Here is a 19,904-nt window from a genome sequence, read left to right on the forward strand (position 1 = left end):
TTACCCAACACTTCCTTCTAAACTTATTTCTAATAATTTTTGAGCTTCAACAGCAAATTCCATCGGTAACTTATTTAGAACTTCTTTGCTAAAGCCATTGACAATTAGTGCAATTGCTTTTTCTGTATCTATTCCACGCTGATTACAATAAAATAATTGATCTTCTCCAATTTTGCTTGTGGTTGCTTCGTGTTCAATTTGTGCGGTTTTATTTTTTGCTTCAATGTAAGGAAATGTATGCGCTCCACATTTATTTCCCATTAATAATGAGTCACATTGTGAAAAGTTACGAGCATTATTGGCTCTTGCCCCAACTTGAACAAGTCCTCTGTAGGAGTTTTGAGATTTTCCAGCTGAAATACCTTTAGAAATAATGGTACTTTTGGTATTGTTCCCTAAATGAATCATTTTAGTACCAGTATCAGCTTGTTGGTAATTATTAGTGACTGCGATAGAATAAAATTCACCAACTGAGTTATCTCCTTTTAATATGCAACTTGGATATTTCCAGGTAACAGCACTTCCAGTTTCAACTTGTGTCCAAGAGATTTTAGCATTTTTTTCACACAAGCCTCTTTTAGTTACAAAATTATAAACTCCTCCTTTACCTTCAGCATCTCCAGGAAACCAATTTTGTACGGTTGAATATTTTATTTCAGCATCGTCTAAAGCTATCAATTCTACAACAGCAGCATGAAGTTGATTTTCATCACGAGCAGGTGCTGTACAACCTTCTAAATAGCTTACAAAACTTCCTTTATCAGCAACAACTAAGGTTCTTTCAAATTGTCCGGTTCCACCTTCATTTATTCTAAAATAGGTAGAAAGTTCCATTGGGCAAGTAACGCCTTTTGGAATATAGCAAAAAGAACCATCAGAAAATACAGCAGAGTTTAGAGCCGCATAAAAGTTATCGGTTTTTGGAACAATGGTTCCTAAATATTTTTTTACTAATTCTGGATGTTCTTGAATGGCTTCTGAAATAGGGCAAAAAATGATGCCTTTTTCGTTCAAGGTTTTTTTGAAAGTTGTAGCTACGGAAACGGAATCCATAACAACATCAACCGCTACATTAGATAAACGTTTTTGTTCATCAATTGAGATTCCTAATTTTTCGAAAGTTTTTAATAATTCAGGATCAACTTGGTCTAAACTGTCTAATTTTGGCTTTTTTTTAGGAGCAGAATAATAGCTAATTTCTTGAAATTTTGGTTTTTCGTAATGAACATTTGCCCATTCTGGTTCTTCCATTTCTTTCCAAATTTTAAAAGCATCCAATCTCCATAAAGTCATCCATTCAGGCTCATTTTTCTTTTTAGAAATTGCAATCACCACTTCTTCACTTAAGCCTACTGGAAATTTATCAGCTTCAATATCTGTATAAAAACCGTATTCGTACTCTTTAGTTTCGAGTTCTTTCTTTAAATCGTCTTCAGTAAATTTACTCATTTCAAAATTTTAATGATTACAAGGAAAAGCTTTCTCCGCATCCACAAGTGCGTTGTGCATTAGGATTGTTAAAAACAAAACCTGTTCCGTTTAATCCTCCAGAATATTCTAATGTGGTTCCAACTAAATATAGAAAACTTTTTTTATCTACAATAATTTTTACACCATTGTCTTCAAAAACTTTATCGTCTTCTTTATTTTCTTTGTCAAACTTTAAATCATACGATAATCCAGAGCATCCGCCACTTTTTACTCCAACCCTAACAAAATCATTTTCTGGGTTAAATCCATCTTCCTGCATTAGCTCTACAACTTTCTTTTTTGCTATGTCTGAAACTTTTATCATTTCCTTATATAGATTAATTCTAAATTAGTGCAAATATAGGCACAAAAAATGATTTATAATAATGTTTTACAATGAATAAAATTGATAGTGTAATTGAAGTTACCTATAAACAATTATCTTTGCAAAATGATAGAAGATAAAAACCAATCTCGTACTAGTTTATCTGAATTAGGGGAATTCGGATTGATTAAACATTTAACTCAAAATTTTAAAGTTCAACAAGCTACAACTGTTAAAGGAGTTGGTGATGATGCAGCTGTTGTTGAAGTTAAAGATAAACAGGTTTTAGTGACTACCGATTTGCTAGTTGAAGGGGTGCATTTTGATTTAAGTTATATGCCTTTAAAACATTTAGGCTACAAGGCTGTAATGGTTAATTTATCGGATGTATATGCTATGAATGGAAATGCTTCACAAATAACAGTTTCTATCGCTGTTTCAAATCGTTTTCCTTTGGAAGCAATTGAAGAATTGTATGAAGGAATTTACTTGGCTTGTAAAACATATAATGTAGATTTAGTGGGTGGAGATACTACATCTTCAACAAAAGGATTGTTAATTAGTATAACAGCTATTGGTGAAGCAAAGGAAGAAAATATAGTGTATAGAAATACTGCAAAGCCTAATGATTTATTGGTAGTAACTGGAGATTTAGGAGCAGCTTATTTAGGGTTGCAAGTTTTAGAACGCGAAAAACAAGTTTTTGAAGTAAATCCTAATTCTCAGCCAGATTTAACGGATTATTCTTATTTAGTTGAACGCCAATTAAAGCCAGAAGCAAGAAAAGATATCGTAAAATTATTGCATGATTTAAAAGTTAAACCCACTTCCATGATAGATATTTCAGATGGTCTTTCATCAGAAATTTTACATATTTGTGACCAATCTAAAGTAGGATGTAATTTGTATGAAGAAAAAATACCTTTAGATCCGCAAGTAATTTCAACTTGTGAAGAATTTGACTTAAACAGTACAACAATTGCTTTAAGTGGAGGTGAAGATTATGAGTTGTTATTTACAATTTCTCAAGATGATTTCTCAAAAATTAAAGGTAATCCACATTTAACAGTTATTGGTCATATTATTGATGAAAGTCAAGGGGCAAATTTAATTACAAGAGCAGGCCAACAAGTTAAATTAACTGCACAAGGCTGGAATGGCTTAAAAAGTTAATTTAAAACCTTTTGAGTGTAATAATCTAAACAAGTGTAATATTAGGTGAAGTTGACATTCCATTTGGGTTTAATCCAGGTTGCCCTTCAGGTATGGGTTTGTTTAATTTTTTGTAATAATTTATCACAATTAAAACAAGTATTAGTTTGTAAAAAATAGGAAACCACTTTTTTAAAAACATAGTTTTGAAAATTTTAAGAGTGTTTTAATCAATTCTTCTTGATTCTCTATATAACTCATATGTCCATCTGGAAATTCAATTATTTGTACTCTCGTATTTTTTGTTTGATTGATAAGTGATTGATACTCCAAAGCAGGGTCTTGTTTGCCAATAATCATTTGTATTGGAAATGTTGCTGTTTGGTGAATATTACTGTTGTTTTTTCTTATTTTCATACCTTCTAACGCTGCAATAATTCCTTGTGGAGACATTTTTAAAGCTTCATTGGTAATATTTTTAATTTCAGAGGTGTAAATTTCTCTGTTTTTTTCAGAAAAAAGCATTGGAATAGCAACTCTTATAAATGTTTTATGGTTTTGTTTTACAGCAACAATTCCTCGCTCTCTATTTAACTGTTTTTCTTTAGTATCTGCTAAAGCAGTTGAATTCATTAAACACAGACCTTTTATACTAGGTGGAACTAATTTTGCCACTTCCAAGGCAATATAACCTCCCATACTATGCCCAACAATCACATATTTTCTTAAACGAAGATGTTTTAAAATAACAATAACCATTTTGGCTTGCTCTTCCATTGTATGAATATATCCAAGACTTTCAGATTGTCCATGACCTAACAAATCAATACAAATTACACGATTTTTTTTAGAAAGTTCTTTTACGGTAGCTTTCCACATGGTCAAATTTTCCAAAAAACCATGCAAAAGAACAATCGCTTTTCCCTTTCCTTCAGATGTAAAATGAATTGCAGTGTTTTTGTATGTAAAAGTCATAATCAATAGCTGAGGTTGGTTAATTTTTCAATCCTTTAACGGCAGAAAAGGCAGTGTCAACTACTTCATCTTCAACTAAAATAGTGAACTCATTAGTTGTTGAAACAACTTCATATAATGAAATTCCTTCCCAGGCTAAGCGTTTAAAAAACTGATAATATAAGCCGGCTATTTTGGTGTTTTCTTTTGGTAAACCAATGGTTATTGCCGATAAGTGATCTTGTACTGTAGTACAAATTTCATCTTTATAGCTTTCTTCAATTTGATTTTTTAATGTTGAATTAATTAACACATTACTTTCATGTACTCCACGTGTAAATGTGTAAAATATATGAGGATCATCTTTAAGGACTTCTAACATTTTTAAGTGACTATGAATTAATGTGCTAGAATTTTTAAAAGTATAATCGGATAAATCTGATCGAACAGTTATGTCTCCTAAGTTTTCTAAAACCTTATTCAGTTTTATTTTGTTAGCCATTTCTTTTGGTGGACTGTATCTTCGTAAAGCCATCATAATAGCTCCAGATTTTACAGGTTTACGTAACATTTTAGAAATTGGCTCTCTAAGCTCTTCAGCTAAGGCGCTATAATTTAAGATGTTTCTTGTTAAAGCATCTTCTAAAAAAGGTTGCGAAACTAAAATTTCTTCTACACAGGTGGCGATAGTTTTCATAATGTTAAATATTTAACAGTTTGTGCAAAATTAGTGTATATTTTTTTAATATGCACAATTTGTGGAAAATTATCGCTTAAATTTGTAGTATTAAATATAAAAACGATGAAAGTTTTAAAATTTGGAGGAACCTCAGTAGGTTCCATTGAAAATATTAAGAGAGTGAAAGACATTATTACCGATGGTGATAAAAAAATTGTGGTACTATCTGCAATGTCTGGTACTACCAATGCTTTAGTAGAGTTATCGAACTTTATTAAAAACGGACAAAAACAAGAAGCTTTAAAAAGTGTAGATAACCTACACGTAAAATACCATACTGTTTTAGATGAATTGATAGAAGTATCACCTTTAAAACAGGATGTTAGTAATTATATAGACAAAGTTTTTGAATATCTTAAAAATTGCATTTCTGAAAAATATTCAGAGTCACTTTATAAAAAAATAGTTTCACAAGGAGAGTTACTCTCCACCTATATTTTTACAAAATATTTAAATCAAGAAGGGGTTAATGCAAGGCTGTTACCAGCTTTAGGATTTATGAGAATTGATAAAACGAATGATCCAGATGATTTTTATATAAAACAAAATTTACAACGCATTATTAATAGTGCATTACCTGCTGATATTTATATTACCCAAGGCTTTATTTGTTTAGATGCTTATGGAAATGTTGCTAATTTACAACGTGGTGGGAGTGATTATACTGCAACAATTATTGGAGCAGTAGTGGAAGCAGATGAAGTTCAAATATGGACAGATATTGATGGAATGCATAATAACGATCCTCGTTTTGTAGAAAACACTCATGCCATTTCTAATTTATCTTTTGATGAGGCTGCTGAGTTGGCTTATTTTGGAGCAAAAATTTTACATCCACAAACAGTAATGCCTGCTAGAGAAGCTAATATTCCTGTTCGATTAAAAAACACCATGGATCCAGAGTCTGATGGAACATTAATTACTGGAGAAACAACAAGTGAAGGAATAAAAGCAATTGCAGCTAAAGATACTATTACAGCTATTAAAATTAAATCAGCTAGAATGTTATTAGCACATGGGTTTTTGAAAAAAGTTTTTGAGATTTTTGAAAAATATGAAACTTCAATTGATATGATAACAACTTCTGAAATTGCAGTTTCTTTAACTATAGATGATGATAAAAACTTAACATCAATTTTAGAAGAATTAGAGCGATTTTCAAATGTGGAGGTTGATCAACAACAAAGTATCATTTGTTTGGTTGGAAATTCAATAGTAAAACATCAAGATACGCATAGGTTATTTAAGGTGTTGCAAGATATTTCAGTGAGGATGATATCTTATGGAGGAAGTAATAATAATATTTCACTTTTGGTAAATACTAACGATAAAATTAAAGCACTTAAAAAACTAAATAGCTATATTTTTGAGTTAGCAACCTCATAAGCTTTTATGAATAAATTTAATGGTTAACAACAAAGCTCGAGATATTATATTTCGAGCTTTTTATTTAATTTTTTAATAAAATTTGAAGGATAAACCCCCGTTTTTTTATGAAATGCTTTTGAGAAAGATTCAGTATTGTTAAAGCCAGCTTCGTAAGCAATTGCTTGAATAGTAAATTTTCTATAGATTTTTTCAGCTTTCAATTTGCTAATACAATAATCAATTCTTAAATCGGTTAGGTAGGTATTAAAGTTTTTTTCTTTAAAATGATTGATCACTTTTGAAAGATAATTTGCATTTGTATTTAATGATTTAGCTAAAGAGTTTAACTTAATTTTATTATTTAAAAATAAATGATTCTTTTCGAAAGAATTAAGGTTGTTTAAAATAGAATCAATTACATTTTGAGGAACTCCTTCAATTCCTGAATTAAATTTTGTAGCTAACTTTTTATTTTTTGAACTATTATTTTCTAAAGATTTAATACGCTTATTTAATTTTTTCTGTTTCCTCTTGTTTCTAACTATTAGAATTGATGAAATTAAAGTAAGGCTACTAAGTATAATAATAATTAGATTATAATTTTTATGATGATTGTTTAATTCATAAATAATTTTTTCTTTTTCGGCGATTAAAATAGGGGTATCATATTTTTTAGTAATAGTTTCATTTAATGTTTTAGAGTTAAAATTAATAATGCTGTCAACATATAAAAGTTTGTTAATGTATTTAAGTTGGTTTTTTATCTCTTTTTTTTCTTTATAGTAATCAATAAAAAACTCTTGTACCATTCTAACCTCAGGCATTAAATCGTTAGTTGAATTGTAAATGGAATCGGCTAGTTTAAAGTAGTGAAATGCCTCTTCTTTTTTATTTAATTTATTTAGAGAGCTTCCATATAAAAACATGTAATTAAAAGAAGTTGTGTAAAAATCATCTACACTAATTTCATCAAGAAGTTTGATTGTTTTTTTATAATTGGCTTTATAATATTCTATTTCAGCAAGTAATTCTTTATAGTTAAATTCGGCTTTTTTAATGCCTAAATCTTTTTCTAATGCAAAATATTTATTTGCGTAAAAGTAAGCAGAGTCAAAGCTTTTCTCTTTTAAATATGAGTATGATAAAAAATATAAACTTTGATGTTTTATGGTAATAAAATTTTTAGGAATGTTGATACTATCAAAATTTTTGAGCACATATTTAAACTCTTTTTTTGCTTCAGTATAATTTCCCCAAATTAGTTTGATAGAACCTATTTGATTTTTTATTTCTAAGTGTTGTTTTTTATTGTTTTTTAATGTAGCAAGTTTTTGAGCGATTAATAAATTTTCTAATGCTTTGTTGTATTTGCCTATGATAAACTGAACGGAGCCTTTATATAAATAACCATATCCTGGATAATCTAAATCAGATAAACCATCAGTTAAATTTATTATACTGTCATAATATTTAATTGCGTTTTCTGGATTGTTAATAAAAAAGTTAGATGCAAACTGAGAATATCCATTGGCTATTTTGATAGTATCATTTTCATTTTTGGCTTTATGTAAATAAGCAGTTGAGTAAATTTTTAGTTTATTTAAATCATTTTTAAAAACATTTTGTCTTTCATATAATTCTTGGAAGGTATAATTTTTTAATGAGTCTGGGATATAAAATTGCTTTTTGTTTTGGGTATAACTTTTGCTAAAAAGCAATATACTTATAAAAAGTAAAAAAGACCTTTTGTAAGTTTTAAAAGAGAAAGAAAAGGGGTAAGTAAAAAACTTTTTCATTAAAAAATATGGATGCTAATTTTAAAACAAATGTAATAATTCATTTTTATAGAAAAAAGAAGTCTAAATTTATGTATTTAGACTTATTGTATTTTGTTAAAAAAAATACTGGCAGTACTATTGCATAGAAAACTTAAAGGTATAAGTTTTTAATCAGCTCCAAAATAAATAAATTATTTTGAGGGGAATTGCTATATGAAAAAAAATTCGAAACAGAGGTTTCGAATTTTTTTTATAAATATTAAGAATAGATTAGCTGTTCATTAAATCTTCAATTTCTTCTACTTCAATAGGGATATTTCTCATCAAATTAAATGGTTCACCATTTTCTTGAACCACAACATCATCTTCAATTCTAATTCCCATATTTTCATTTGGAATATAAATTCCTGGTTCAACGGTAAATACCATACCTGCTTTCATTGGTGTTTTTAAAGCACCATAATCGTGTGTGTCTAACCCTAAATGGTGAGAAGTGCCATGCATAAAATATTTTTTATATGCTGGCCAGTTTGGATCTTCATTTTGAACATCTGCTTTATCAATTAATTTTAAATTTAATAATTCATGGGTCATTAAATTTCCTACTTCTTTATGATATTCTACCCAAAGAGTTCCAGGTATAAGCATTTTAGTAGCTTCATTTTTAACTTTTAAAACAGCGTTATAAATAGCTTTTTGTCTATCAGTAAAACGACCATTTACAGGTATTGTACGTGTCATATCGCTTGAATAATTTGCATACTCTGCCCCCACGTCCATTAATAACATATCGCCATCTTTACATTCTTTATTATTTTCAATATAATGTAGTACACAAGCACTATAGCCTGAACCTATAATTGGAGTATAAGCAAAGCCTTTTGAGCGATTTCTTAAAAATTCATGCATATATTCAGCTTCAATTTCAAATTCCATAATTCCAGGTTTCACAAAAGGCAAAACTCTTCTAAAACCTTTTTCTGTAATGTCACAAGCAGTTTGAATAATGTCAATTTCTTCAGGTTCTTTTACGCCTCTTATATGTTGTAATATTTGATTGCTTTTTTCCCATTTATGAGCAGGAAAGTCTTTTTTACATTGTTTTATAAATCTATCCTCTCTTGTTTCTAATTCAACAGATTGACGATAGTGCTCGTTGGTGTTAAAGTAAATAGTTTCAGCTTCAGTCATTAAATCAAAAAACACTTTTTTAAATTCAGATAGCCAATAAACTGTTTTTATACCTGAAACATTTGTAGCCTCTTCTTTAGAGTATTTTGCACCATACCATATAGCAATATGTTCATTAGTTTCAGTTAAAAATAAAATTTCTCTATGTTTTTCATCAATGGCATCTGGAAAAAGTAATAAAATACTTTCTTCTTGGTCTGCTCCACTTAAATACAGTAAATCACTACTTTGTTCAAAAGGAATAGTGCTGTCTGCACCAGTTGTAAATAAATCATTTGAATTGAAAATGGCAATTGATTTTGGTTTCATTTGAGCTGTAAATTTAGCCCTGTTTTTAATAAAAAGTTGATTATTAATAGGATGGTATTTCATCGGATATAATTTAGAATTGTTAATGATCTTAACATAAAACTTAGTTCAAAATTCAAACTTAAAAATGAATGTTAAGTTCCTAATTTAGGAAATAAAAATTTTATGAAAGAATTTAGTAACAAAGTTATAAATTTGTTGAAAACCAAACCTTACAAAACCAATATTATTTATGCGAAAATTAATAGTATCTCTGCTTTTTAGTTGTTTTACCACGTTTATTTTTTCACAAGGTAAACCAGCGTACAAATTATTTAATGCAAAAGGAAATAAAGTTTCTTATAATAAAATGATCAAAACAATGAACAAAGCAGATGTGGTTTTGTTTGGTGAGCATCATAATAACCCAATTATACATTGGTTGCAGTTTGAAACTACGAAAGATTTATTTCAAAAAAGAAAATTAATATTAGGAGCCGAAATGCTTGAAGCCGATAATCAAAAAGTATTGGATGATTATTTAGCAGGAAATATTGATGAAAAAGCATTAGATACTTTAGCAAGATTGTGGAATAACTATAAAACAGATTATCAACCTTTGGTTGATTTTGCCAAAAACAATCAATTAAAATTTATAGCAACCAATATTCCAAGAAGGTATGCAAGTAAAGTTTTTAGAGGAGGTTTTGAAGTGTTAGAAAACCTTACCAGTGAAGAAAAATCCTGGATAGCACCTTTACCTATTAAATATGATAAAACATTGCCAGGTTATGTGAAAATGAAAGAAATGATGGGAGGACATGGAGGTGAAAATTTACCCAAAGCTCAAGCAATAAAAGATGCCACCATGGGATATTTTATAACCAAAAATAGAACTAATAAAAGTTTGTTTATACATTATAATGGTTCATATCATTCTGATAATTATGAAGGAATATACTGGTATTTAAAAGAGTTAAACAATGAAATAAAAATTGTTACGATTACTGTAGTAGAACAAGAAAATATTAAAAAGCTAAAGAAAGAAGAATTAAAAAGAGCAGATTTTATTATTGTAGTGCCTAAAACAATGACAAAAACTTATTAATTTTATTTAAACCTTGGAATATCATAGATTTAAAAATTTCTTTTTTACGAAAGAATTGCTTTTTAAATCATTAAATTTTTAGTAATTTCGAAACTACTATAAACTAAAAAAATTACAATATTGCCTAGTTTGTTTCAAGAAAACGAATTCGTTTTTAACGTCTTGTTTGAAGCAGTTTCTGAAGGTGTTTTGGTAGTTGATGAAAATCAAACTATTGTAGCAACCAATTCTTCTGCTGAAAAAATGTTTGGATATACGAAAGATGAAATTAGTCATCAACATTTAAATATACTAATTCCATCAAAACATCATACAGTTCATGGAGGACATTTTTCTTCTTTTTATAAAAAAGCTTCACCAAGACAAATGGGACAAAACAGACTGTTGTTTGGAGTCCGTAAAAATGGTGAAAATTTTCCAGTAGAAGTTGGATTAAATCCATTTAAAATTAATCATAAAACATATGTAATGTCTATTATAATAGATATTACCGTTAGAAAAGAGGCCGAAGACAAAATTATAGAGTTAAACGCATCACTTGAAGAAAAGGTTTCAGAACGAACAAAAGAACTTCATAAAACGGTTGCAAATTTAAAGGAGGAAATAACCAAAAGAGTAAAAGCCGAATCCAGATTAAGAAGTTTACTTAAAAAAGAAAAAGAACTTAACGAACTAAAAACAAAATTCTTGTCGTTGGTTTCTCATGAGTTTAAAACTCCATTAAGCGGTGTTTTAAATGCAGCTGTTTTAGTTGGAAAATATACTCAAACTGAAATGCAAGATAAAAGAGAAAAGCATCTGCAAACCATTAAAAGTAAAGTTCATTATTTAGATGGAATTTTAAACGATTTTTTATCTGTTGAAAGGCTAGACTCAGGAAAAGTGAAATATAAATTTACTAATTTTAAACTTAGTAAGGTTGTCAATGAAGTGGTTTATAATGCAAATATGATGTTAAAAAATGGACAGCATATTACTTATCCCAAAAACATTAATGATATTAGTATTTATCATGATGAAAAAATTTTAGAATTGGTACTTACCAATCTTTTAAGTAATGCTATAAAATATTCACCAGAAAATACGGAAATTGATTTTAAAATTGATGAAACTCCAAAAGGACTTATATTTGAAATTAAAGATCAAGGAATTGGAATCCCTTCAAAAGATCAAAAACATATTTTTGAACGTTACTTTAGAGCTGAAAATGCATTGACCAATCAAGGAACAGGAATTGGTCTTAATATTATAAAAGGACATTTAGAAAGTTTAGGAGGTAGTGTTAGTTTTAAAAGTATCCAAGATACTGGAACAACATTTATTGTAGAAATACCATTTATTAAAGAATAATGAAAACGATATTAATCATAGAAGACGATACGGTTTTAAGAGAAACAACTGCAGAAATATTAGAGTTAGAGAATTATAAAGTTTTTACAGCGGCTAACGGAAAAAGAGGTGTTGAGCAAGCAAAAATAATGCTTCCAGATATCATTATTTGTGATATTATGATGCCTGAAATGGATGGTTATGAGGTGTTAGAAATATTGTCTACGTATGAAGAAACGAAAAGAATTCCTTTCATTTTTTTATCTGCCAAAACAGAAACAAAAGATGTTCGTAAAGGAATGGATTTAGGAGCAGATGATTATTTAACAAAACCTATTAATGAAGATTTATTAATTAGCGCTATTGAAAGTAGGTTAGCAAAAGCTGCCTTATTAAAAGAAGTAGAGAAAGTTGAAGCACCAATAAAAGAGCCTAAAAACCCATATTCAGAAATAGAAACTATAGAAGATTTAAAAAATTATTTTTGTGATTATGGAACCTCTAATAATCTAAAAAAAGGAAAAATAATTTATGAAGAAGGTGACCTCTCTAATAATATTTACTTCATCTACAAAGGAGTTATTAAAACCTATAAAATAGACGAATTAGGGAAAGAACTAATCATTAACATCCTTAAGGATGATGACTTTTTTGGAGTTTCTGCTATTATTGATGGTTCTTATTACTTTGAATCAGTTAAAACAATGGAAGATTCTGAAGTAATGTTTTTGTCTAAAAAAACGGTGTTAGAAATTTTAGAAAGCAACCATAAATTAACGTTAGATTTTTTTCAGTTAATGAATAATTCTTTGACCGAAGTAAAAGAGCAACTTTTAGAAATGGCATATGGTTCTATGAAAAGAAAAACTGCCAAAACCATTTTAAAATTTGCTGATAAAATGTCTCACAAATCATCAGATAGTATCAATATATCTAGAAGAGATTTAGCAGGTGTTGCAGGAATTGCTACCGAAAGTTTAATTAGAACATTAACCGATATGAAAAAAGAAGGAATTCTTGAAATTGAAGGGAGAAATATTAGAATTCTAGATTTAGGTAAATTAGAATCGTATAATTAATTTTTGTCAATTTTGTTTTCATTATTTTGCTTTTTAATGGTCTAAAATTTCACTGACCGATGTCATTTATTATTAATGCACCTTTCTATAAGTTTGTATCAATAATAAAGTAAATGAAAAACATCTTAATTTTAACTGATTTTTCAGAGAGTTCTTGGAATTCTATAGAGTATATTCTTACTTTATATAAGGACAAGGAAAGTATTTTTTATTTATTAAATACTCCTAATAGTAAAAATAGATCTTTTAAAAACAACTCTAAAGCTATTAAAGATGTAATCAATCCCGCCAAAGAATTTGATAATTTACTTCTTAAAATAAAAGCAAAAAAATTAGCTAAAAACCATACTTTTCACCCAACTTTTATCAATTCAAACATCGTAAATGCAACAAGAGATATTGTAAAAGAAAAAAGTATTGGACTTATTGTTATAGGAACAAAAGGATTATCTGCTAAAACAGATAAAAGTATTGGGTCTGTTTCTGAAGATATAATTACAAAAGTAAAATGTTCTGTTTTAGCTGTTCCTAGCAAAGCTAGATATAATGGTTTGCAAAAGATAGCTTTTCCAACGGATTATACTAACTTTTACGAAGCCAAGTTATTGCAAAATGGTACTAATATTTTAAATTTTAAAGAATCAAGCATTCACTTTGTATATTTAGCTAAGACAAATAATAACTTAGATAAAGAACAAGTTTGGAACAAAGAAACTTTATGTGATTATTTTAAAGATAAAAATCACAGTTTTCATAATGAAATTAATGAAAAATTTGAAATTGCTATCGAAAATTTTGTAGATAAAACAGCTGTAAATTTAATAGTAATGGCAGCTAAAAATTTAAATTTATTTGAGCAAATTCTTTTTAGACCTAATATTAATAATATTAAATATTACTCTACAACTCCTTTTTTAATTTTACACCACACCTTTTAATTTAAGAAAATTTTAAGAAATAGCGTGCTTCAATCATTTTTTATAATGATAAATTTGAGTTTTACACCAAATAGGTGTACAACTTAAACTAAACACCAACTTTTTAAAATGAAAAAAATAACCTTACTGTTTTCGATGCTACTAATTTTTTTAGGATTAAACGCACAAACTTCTTTAGTAAAAAATGTATCCTTTACCAATATTGGACCTTCAATTATGAGTGGTCGTGTAGTAGATGTAGATGTGAACCCACAAAAACCTTCAGAATTTTATGTGGCCTATGCCTCAGGAGGTCTTTGGTATACCAATAACAATGGAACAACATTTACTCCAATTTCAGAAAATGCTCCAACTCAAAATATGGGAGATATTGCGATAGATTGGAAAAATGGCACTATTTGGGTTGGAACTGGTGAAAGTAATTCTTCGCGTTCATCTTATTCTGGAATTGGAATTTTAAAAAGTACCAATAAAGGAAAAACTTGGGAAAATGTTGGCTTAAAAAATTCTCAGCATATTGGCAGAATTATTATCAATAAAAATAATCCAAATGAAGTAGTTGTTGGAGTGATAGGCAATTTATATACAACAAATAAAGAACGTGGAATATATAAAACAATTGACGGAGGAAAAACTTGGAAAAATGTGTTGTTTATAGATGAAAATACAGGTGTAATAGATATAAGCGTATCACCAAAGAATTCTAATGTGCTTTATGCTGCTTCTTGGGAACGAATAAGAAAAGCCTGGAACTTTGATGGAGATGGAAAACACTCAGCAATTTATAAAAGTACTGATGCAGGTTCAACTTGGGAAAAAATAACTACTGAAAAAAATGGATTTCCAACAGGGAGTGGTATTGGAAGAATTGGTTTGGCTGCGTTTAATAATGAGGTGATATATGCTTTGTTAGACAATCAATTTATGAGATCTGAAAAAGAAAAGAAGAAAGAACAAGGATTGAAAAAGAATGATTTTAAAAAAATGTCTAAAGAAGATTTTTTGAGATTAGACAATAAAGAATTAAACACATATTTGAGAGTTCATAATTTTGATAGAAAATATTCAGCCGAAAATGTAAAAACCTCTATTAGAAAAGGAAAAATTAAGCCTAGTGATTTAGCTATATATTTAGAAGATGCCAATTTCGTTTTATTAAATTCGGAAGTAATAGGCGCTGAGGTATATAAATCTGACGATGGTGGAAAAACATGGAACAAAACTCACAAAGGCTATTTGGATGGAATGTATAGTTCTTATGGTTATTATTTTGGAATTATTGCTGTTAATTCATCTAACCAAAATAAAATTTACATTGGAGGAGTTCCATTATTAAGATCTGATGATGGTGGAGAAAACTTTAGTTCAATCGGAAAAGAAAATGTACACTCAGATCATCAAGCACTTTGGGTAAATCCAAATTTAGAAGGTCATATAATTGATGGTAACGATGGAGGTATAAATATTACGTACGATGATGGTGAAAATTGGATTAAAAATAATTCACCAGCAGTTGGGCAATTCTATTATATAAATGTAGACAATCAAAAACCTTACAATGTATTTGGAGGATTACAAGATAATGGGGTTTGGTATGGACCAAGTAATTATGAAGCATCTAAACGTTGGGAGAGTAGTGGAAATTATCCATATAAAAGTATTGGAGGAGGTGATGGTATGCAAGTTCAAATTGATAATAGAGATAATAATATTGTGTATTCAGGGTCTCAATTTGGATACTATTTCCGTTATAATTTAAAAACAAAAGAACGCATGAGTATTCATCCAACTCATGAATTAGGTGATACACCATACCGTTATAATTGGCAAACTCCAATTTTATTATCTCCACACAATCAAGATATCTTATATATGGGAGCAAATAAGTTGTTAAGGTCAATGGATCAAGGAGCTACTTTTGATGTAATTTCTGACGATTTAACTACGGGTGGTAAAAAAGGTAATGTTCCTTATGGTACTTTAACAAGTATTTCTGAAAGTCCTTTTCAATTTGGTTTTATTTATGTTGGAAGTGATGACGGTTATGTTAATATAACTGAAAACGGAGGTGCTACTTGGAAAAGAATTTCTGATAATTTACCTCAGGGTCTTTGGGTTTCTAGAGTAATTGCTTCACAACATGAAAATGATAGAGTTTATGTAACCTTAAATGGTTATAGAAATGATGATTTTAAACCGTATGTGTATGTAAGTGAAGATAAAGGAGCCACGTGGAAGAATATTGGAAGTCAATTGCCAAATTATCCAATAAATGTTATTAAAGAAGATCCTGCCGATGAAAATATAATGTATTTAGGAACAGATAATGAAGCTTATGTAAGTTTTGATAAAGGTGAAAATTGGCAATTATTTTCTAAAGGATTGCCAAAAGTTGCAATTCACGATTTAGTAATTCAAAAGGAAGCAAAAGATTTAGTAATTGGTACTCATGGACGTTCAATTTATAAAGCAAACATTGCTGCATTACAAAAGTTTAATTCTATTAATAATAAAGAGATTTCAATTATAGAAGTTCCTGCTGTTCGTTTTTCATCGAGATGGGGAAGCTCTTGGAGTCAATGGTATGATGTTTATGAACCTAAGGTTACTATCTCTTACTATGTTGCTAGTTCTGGAAAGTATACAATTGATATTTTAGCTGAAAATGGTATCAAATTAAAAAGTTATAAAGTAGAGGCAGATAAAGGTTTTAATTACTTTAATTATAATGTTTCAGTTGATAAACAAAGTGTAAAAAAACACTTTGAAAAGCAAGATATAGCTGTAAAAGAAGCCCAAAATGGAAGTTATTATTTACCTAAAGGAAAATATATAGTTAAAATTTCTAATTCTAAAGGAACTTCAGAAAAAGCACTTATAATTAATTAAAATAACCACGTTAACCAATTATTAATAACCCCATCAGATTTTTTAAATCTGATGGGGTTATTTTTAGTAGTTTAATTTTTTAATTTCTTTAAATGGTGATAGATTTAAACTTTCTACCGATTTTTGATATGCAATCCAGTCTTTATTATAAAATTTATTAATTTTAGAAATAACAGTACCTACTTTTTCATCCGCATTTTTTACTAAGGTCATTTCAGTTTTTCCTGGTTTTTGAAGTAAAGAGTTTACATAACTTCTTGCCGTGTACAAATATGAAATAGTACTTGGAAATTCAGAAGCGGTAATTCCTTGTCTTTTATCTTCTTTGCCAAGCATTTCATCCAACAAAGTGTTTATTTTATTTAATATTTCAGAATGGGCTTTTAATAGTTCTTTATGCTTTTCTTTTGAATCTTGAGCTTTTATTCTTTTTTGGTAATCTTCAACAATTTCTTTAGAGGTAATTAATTGTTGAGAGGCATCACCAGCAACTCCTATTTTTGTTTCTAGTTGTTTTAATAATTGGTATTTACTTTTTAAAACTTCTATAGGCATTTCAACTCTTGGATCATAATTAACGGTAATTTTTTCCGAAACAGTTATATTTCCAAAATGGGCTTTCATAGTATAAGTTCCAGGTAAAACAGTAACCCCTCTAGGTTCAATATTAGTTTTCTGAATTTTTCTTCTTGAAGGTCCTCTTTTACCTTTTTCTCCTAATTGCCAATATAGTTTATGCACTCCATTTTCTTTTGGAGCTTTTTTAGTAATTGTTCTAATTAACTCAAGTTTATCATTGTAAAATTCAAAAAATATGGAGTCGAATTTTACCGCAGGTTTTTTAGATGATTCGGATTTTAAAGTTGAATTTTTTGTAGTATCTGGTTTGTTAATACTATAGGTAATCATAGCTCCTCTTGCTCTATTTTCACCATTAAAAATAGCATTTGCTCCAAAACGAGTTCCAGAAGGTTCTTGGTTTTGGGTAATAAATGCAGTAGGTGGTTTAAATAAATATAAAGGTTTTTCTAAAAGTTGTTTTCCTTCTTTAGCGATGGCTCTTAAAGGTCTAATATCATCTAAAATATAGGCAGCTCTACCAAAAGTTCCAATTACCAAGTCATGTTCACGTGGTTGAATAGCTAAATCCATAGTAGAAACTGTTGGAAAATTATGCGTCCATTTTGCCCAATTTTTTCCTTCATCTATGCTTATATACAAGCCATATTCAGTTCCTAAAAAAAGTAAATTGGGTTCTTCTAAATCTTGAATTATAGAAAGTGTATAACCAAAAGTTTCTTTTTTGTTTTCAAGTATATTTTCCCAAGTCTTTCCAAAATCACGTGTTCTAAATAAATAAGGTTTAAAATCAAATTGACGATAATTGTTAACTACTACATAAGCTTCACCTTTATTGAATTTAGATGCCCTAATTTGAGGAATCCAAGCTTCTTTAGGCATTCCTTTTATATTTTTAGTAACATTTACCCATGTGTTGCCGTTGTCTTTGGTTAGTTGTACATTTCCATCATCGGTTCCAACCCATATTAGTTGTTCATCTAATGAACTTGGTTCTATTGCTAAAATTGTACAATGATTTTCGGCACCCGTTGCATCCATAGTAATACCACCACTCTCATGTTGTTTTTGTTTGTTTTTATTATTAGTTGTTAAATCTGGTGAAATGATTTCCCAAGTATATCCCTTGTCCGAAGATTTATGTACAAACTGACTTCCAAAATAAATGGTTTCGTTATCATGCGGGTTTAAAGCAATGGCTGAATTCCAATTAAAACGTAGTTTTACATCAGGGTTTGGGTGTGTTGGGCGAATCATTTTAGCATTTCCCGTAATACGATCGTATCGCCCAACATAGCCTTGTTGAGACATGCCATAGCCATAACGAGAATTTTTTGGATCAGGAACCACGTCAAAACCATCACCAAACATTAATTCTTGCCAATAAGCGTTTCTTATTCCTTGAGATTTTAATACATAAGCTGGACCAACCCAAGAACCATTATCTTGCATACCTCCATAAACATTATACGGAAATTCGTTATCTACATTTATGTGATAAAATTGTGCTACAGGAATATTTTCTGCAAAACGCCAAGTTTTACCTTTGTCTCTTGTAATGTACAAGCCACCATCATTTCCATCAATCATAAAATTTGAATCTTTTGGATGAATCCACCAAGCATGATGATCGGGGTGCACTCCTTTTTCAGTTCCATAAGCTGGCATTAGTTGTTTAAATGTTTTTCCACCATCTTCACTAACATTTACATAGGTGAAAACTGAATAAATTCTATTTTCATTAGAAGGATCTACATGTATGTCGGAATAATAAAAAGGTCTGTTACCAATTCCACCAGAACCTCTTCCACTTGATTTATCATTGATCATTTTCCAATTAAAACCACCATCTTCAGATTTATATAATGCATTTTTTTTAGCTTCAACCAAAGCATAGATAAATTTTGTATTACTTGGAGCAATTGCAATTCCAATTCTTCCTAGATTGCCTTTAGGAAGCCCCTCTTTTTCTGATAGTTTTTTCCAAGTTGAACCACCATCTACAGTGATATATAATCCAGAGCCTTCACCTCCAGAATTAAATGTCCAAGGTTTTCTTTCATGTTGCCACATTGCAGCTATTAATTTATTAGGGTTAGTTGGGTCTACAACCAAATCTGCACAACCTGTTTTGTTATTGACAAATAATGATTTTTCCCAAGTTTTACCTCCATCGGTTGTTTTAAAAACTCCGCGCTCAGGGTGTTCTCCCCAAGGAGAACCAATAGCACCTACGTATACTGTATTGGGATGGTCTTTATCAATAATAATTCTATGAATATTGCGTGTTTTTTGTAAGCCAACTAGTTGCCAAGTTTTGCCTGCATCTAAACTTTTATAAAGTCCGTATCCTCCATTTAAGCTATTTCTTGGATTGCCTTCACCAGTACCAACCCAAATAACGTCGGGGTTGTTTTGTTGAATAGCAATAGCTCCAATAGATGTTACAGCTTGTTGGTCAAAAATAGGTTTCCAATCTACACCACCACTTTCAGATTTCCATAAGCCTCCAGAGGCTGTTCCAACATAAATAATTTCTGGATTATTGTTTACAACATCAATTGAAGTCACCCTGCCACTCATACCTGCAGGGCCAATAGCTCGAGTTTTCATATTTTTTAATAATGAAATATCTAGTTGTTGGGCATTTATTGGTAATGAGATTAATAAAAATAATAGAATTAAATTTTTCATGACAGTCTTTATAATTAGTTGTT

Annotated in this window: 15 protein-coding genes; 7 read left to right on the top strand and 8 right to left on the bottom strand. The window is 29.4% G+C overall.

Going from position 1 to position 19,904, the window contains the following annotated elements; translation table 11 throughout:
• Positions 1 to 1,449 carry a Fe-S cluster assembly protein SufB gene (sufB, locus tag ACFQZW_RS06365; RefSeq protein ID WP_298262635.1) on the bottom strand — a complete coding sequence of 483 codons (1,449 nt, stop codon included), beginning with the start codon at positions 1,447 to 1,449 and terminating at the stop codon, positions 1 to 3.
• Between the two features lie 16 nt (positions 1,450 to 1,465).
• A complete protein-coding gene (locus tag ACFQZW_RS06370; RefSeq protein ID WP_298262634.1) occupies positions 1,466 to 1,795 on the bottom strand; it encodes a HesB/IscA family protein in 330 nt (109 codons plus the stop codon).
• A gap of 126 nt (positions 1,796 to 1,921) precedes the next feature.
• Between ACFQZW_RS06370 and thiL the strand changes: the two genes are divergently transcribed.
• The gene (thiL, locus tag ACFQZW_RS06375) at positions 1,922 to 2,968 is read left to right on the top strand and encodes a thiamine-phosphate kinase (RefSeq protein ID WP_298284961.1); all 1,047 of its coding nucleotides are present in this window, start codon (positions 1,922 to 1,924) and stop codon (positions 2,966 to 2,968) included.
• A gap of 25 nt (positions 2,969 to 2,993) precedes the next feature.
• Here the strand turns inward: thiL and ACFQZW_RS06380 are convergent, their stop codons facing one another.
• The 3 genes from ACFQZW_RS06380 to ACFQZW_RS06390 are packed head-to-tail and all read right to left on the bottom strand — an operon-like array spanning position 2,994 to position 4,598.
• The gene (locus tag ACFQZW_RS06380) at positions 2,994 to 3,149 is read right to left on the bottom strand and encodes a hypothetical protein (RefSeq protein ID WP_386781868.1); all 156 of its coding nucleotides are present in this window, start codon (positions 3,147 to 3,149) and stop codon (positions 2,994 to 2,996) included.
• Positions 3,140 to 3,922 (bottom strand): alpha/beta fold hydrolase, encoded by a 783-nt coding sequence (locus ACFQZW_RS06385; RefSeq protein WP_386781870.1) that lies wholly within the window; start codon positions 3,920 to 3,922, stop codon positions 3,140 to 3,142. The genes ACFQZW_RS06380 and ACFQZW_RS06385 overlap by 10 nt, the downstream gene beginning before the upstream one ends.
• A 19-nt stretch (positions 3,923 to 3,941) precedes the next feature.
• Positions 3,942 to 4,598 carry a hypothetical protein gene (locus ACFQZW_RS06390; RefSeq protein ID WP_386781872.1) on the bottom strand — a complete coding sequence of 219 codons (657 nt, stop codon included), beginning with the start codon at positions 4,596 to 4,598 and terminating at the stop codon, positions 3,942 to 3,944.
• 105 nt (positions 4,599 to 4,703) lie between these two features.
• Between ACFQZW_RS06390 and ACFQZW_RS06395 the strand changes: the two genes are divergently transcribed.
• Positions 4,704 to 6,026 carry an aspartate kinase gene (locus tag ACFQZW_RS06395; protein WP_386781874.1) on the top strand — a complete coding sequence of 441 codons (1,323 nt, stop codon included), beginning with the start codon at positions 4,704 to 4,706 and terminating at the stop codon, positions 6,024 to 6,026.
• Between the two features lie 44 nt (positions 6,027 to 6,070).
• On the opposite strand, the gene ACFQZW_RS06400 is transcribed toward ACFQZW_RS06395, so the two are convergent.
• Positions 6,071 to 7,726, bottom strand: a complete 1,656-nt coding sequence (locus ACFQZW_RS06400) for a helix-turn-helix domain-containing protein (protein ID WP_386781876.1) — start codon at positions 7,724 to 7,726, stop codon at positions 6,071 to 6,073.
• Between the two features lie 330 nt (positions 7,727 to 8,056).
• On the bottom strand, positions 8,057 to 9,349 hold the full coding sequence (locus tag ACFQZW_RS06405) for an aminopeptidase P family protein (protein ID WP_386781877.1): 1,293 nt from the start codon (positions 9,347 to 9,349) through the stop codon (positions 8,057 to 8,059).
• Between the two features lie 169 nt (positions 9,350 to 9,518).
• On the opposite strand from ACFQZW_RS06405, the gene ACFQZW_RS06410 reads away from it, so the two are divergent.
• The 5 genes from ACFQZW_RS06410 (at position 9,519) to ACFQZW_RS06430 (ending at position 16,608) form a co-directional block, all read left to right on the top strand.
• Positions 9,519 to 10,373, top strand: a complete 855-nt coding sequence (locus ACFQZW_RS06410) for a ChaN family lipoprotein (protein ID WP_298284943.1) — start codon at positions 9,519 to 9,521, stop codon at positions 10,371 to 10,373.
• A gap of 129 nt (positions 10,374 to 10,502) precedes the next feature.
• Positions 10,503 to 11,723, top strand: coding sequence for a PAS domain-containing sensor histidine kinase (locus ACFQZW_RS06415; RefSeq protein WP_372801392.1), 1,221 nt, complete (start codon positions 10,503 to 10,505; stop codon positions 11,721 to 11,723).
• Positions 11,723 to 12,781, top strand: a complete 1,059-nt coding sequence (locus tag ACFQZW_RS06420; protein WP_298262619.1) for a response regulator — start codon at positions 11,723 to 11,725, stop codon at positions 12,779 to 12,781. Before ACFQZW_RS06415 ends, ACFQZW_RS06420 begins: the two co-directional genes overlap by 1 nt.
• Before the next feature lie 113 nt (positions 12,782 to 12,894).
• On the top strand, positions 12,895 to 13,719 hold the full coding sequence (locus tag ACFQZW_RS06425) for a universal stress protein (RefSeq protein ID WP_298284937.1): 825 nt from the start codon (positions 12,895 to 12,897) through the stop codon (positions 13,717 to 13,719).
• A gap of 108 nt (positions 13,720 to 13,827) precedes the next feature.
• On the top strand, positions 13,828 to 16,608 hold the full coding sequence (locus ACFQZW_RS06430) for a WD40/YVTN/BNR-like repeat-containing protein (protein WP_386781880.1): 2,781 nt from the start codon (positions 13,828 to 13,830) through the stop codon (positions 16,606 to 16,608).
• A 63-nt stretch (positions 16,609 to 16,671) separates the two neighbouring features.
• Here ACFQZW_RS06430 and ACFQZW_RS06435 read toward each other — a convergent pair whose 3' ends face one another.
• Positions 16,672 to 19,881 (bottom strand): WD40/YVTN/BNR-like repeat-containing protein, encoded by a 3,210-nt coding sequence (locus ACFQZW_RS06435; RefSeq protein ID WP_386781882.1) that lies wholly within the window; start codon positions 19,879 to 19,881, stop codon positions 16,672 to 16,674.
• Between the last annotated feature and the right edge of the window lie 23 nt (positions 19,882 to 19,904).

It is taken from the genome of Lutibacter aestuarii (genome assembly GCF_042676885.1).
GTDB classification, from domain to species: Bacteria; Bacteroidota; Bacteroidia; order Flavobacteriales; family Flavobacteriaceae; genus Lutibacter; species Lutibacter aestuarii.

Bases quoted from the DNA above. Each gene is read 5' to 3' on its own strand.
- sufB (WP_298262635.1), bottom strand. From the start codon at position 1,449: ATGAGTAAATTTACTGAAGACGATTTAAAGAAAGAACTCGAAACTAAA.
- ACFQZW_RS06370 (WP_298262634.1), bottom strand. From the start codon at position 1,795: ATGATAAAAGTTTCAGACATAGCAAAAAAGAAAGTTGTAGAGCTAATG.
- thiL (WP_298284961.1), top strand. From the start codon at position 1,922: ATGATAGAAGATAAAAACCAATCTCGTACTAGTTTATCTGAATTAGGG.
- ACFQZW_RS06380 (WP_386781868.1), bottom strand. From the start codon at position 3,149: ATGTTTTTAAAAAAGTGGTTTCCTATTTTTTACAAACTAATACTTGTT.
- ACFQZW_RS06385 (WP_386781870.1), bottom strand. From the start codon at position 3,922: ATGACTTTTACATACAAAAACACTGCAATTCATTTTACATCTGAAGGA.
- ACFQZW_RS06390 (WP_386781872.1), bottom strand. From the start codon at position 4,598: ATGAAAACTATCGCCACCTGTGTAGAAGAAATTTTAGTTTCGCAACCT.
- ACFQZW_RS06395 (WP_386781874.1), top strand. From the start codon at position 4,704: ATGAAAGTTTTAAAATTTGGAGGAACCTCAGTAGGTTCCATTGAAAAT.
- ACFQZW_RS06405 (WP_386781877.1), bottom strand. From the start codon at position 9,349: ATGAAATACCATCCTATTAATAATCAACTTTTTATTAAAAACAGGGCT.
- ACFQZW_RS06410 (WP_298284943.1), top strand. From the start codon at position 9,519: ATGCGAAAATTAATAGTATCTCTGCTTTTTAGTTGTTTTACCACGTTT.
- ACFQZW_RS06420 (WP_298262619.1), top strand. From the start codon at position 11,723: ATGAAAACGATATTAATCATAGAAGACGATACGGTTTTAAGAGAAACA.
- ACFQZW_RS06425 (WP_298284937.1), top strand. From the start codon at position 12,895: ATGAAAAACATCTTAATTTTAACTGATTTTTCAGAGAGTTCTTGGAAT.
- ACFQZW_RS06430 (WP_386781880.1), top strand. From the start codon at position 13,828: ATGAAAAAAATAACCTTACTGTTTTCGATGCTACTAATTTTTTTAGGA.
- ACFQZW_RS06435 (WP_386781882.1), bottom strand. From the start codon at position 19,881: ATGAAAAATTTAATTCTATTATTTTTATTAATCTCATTACCAATAAAT.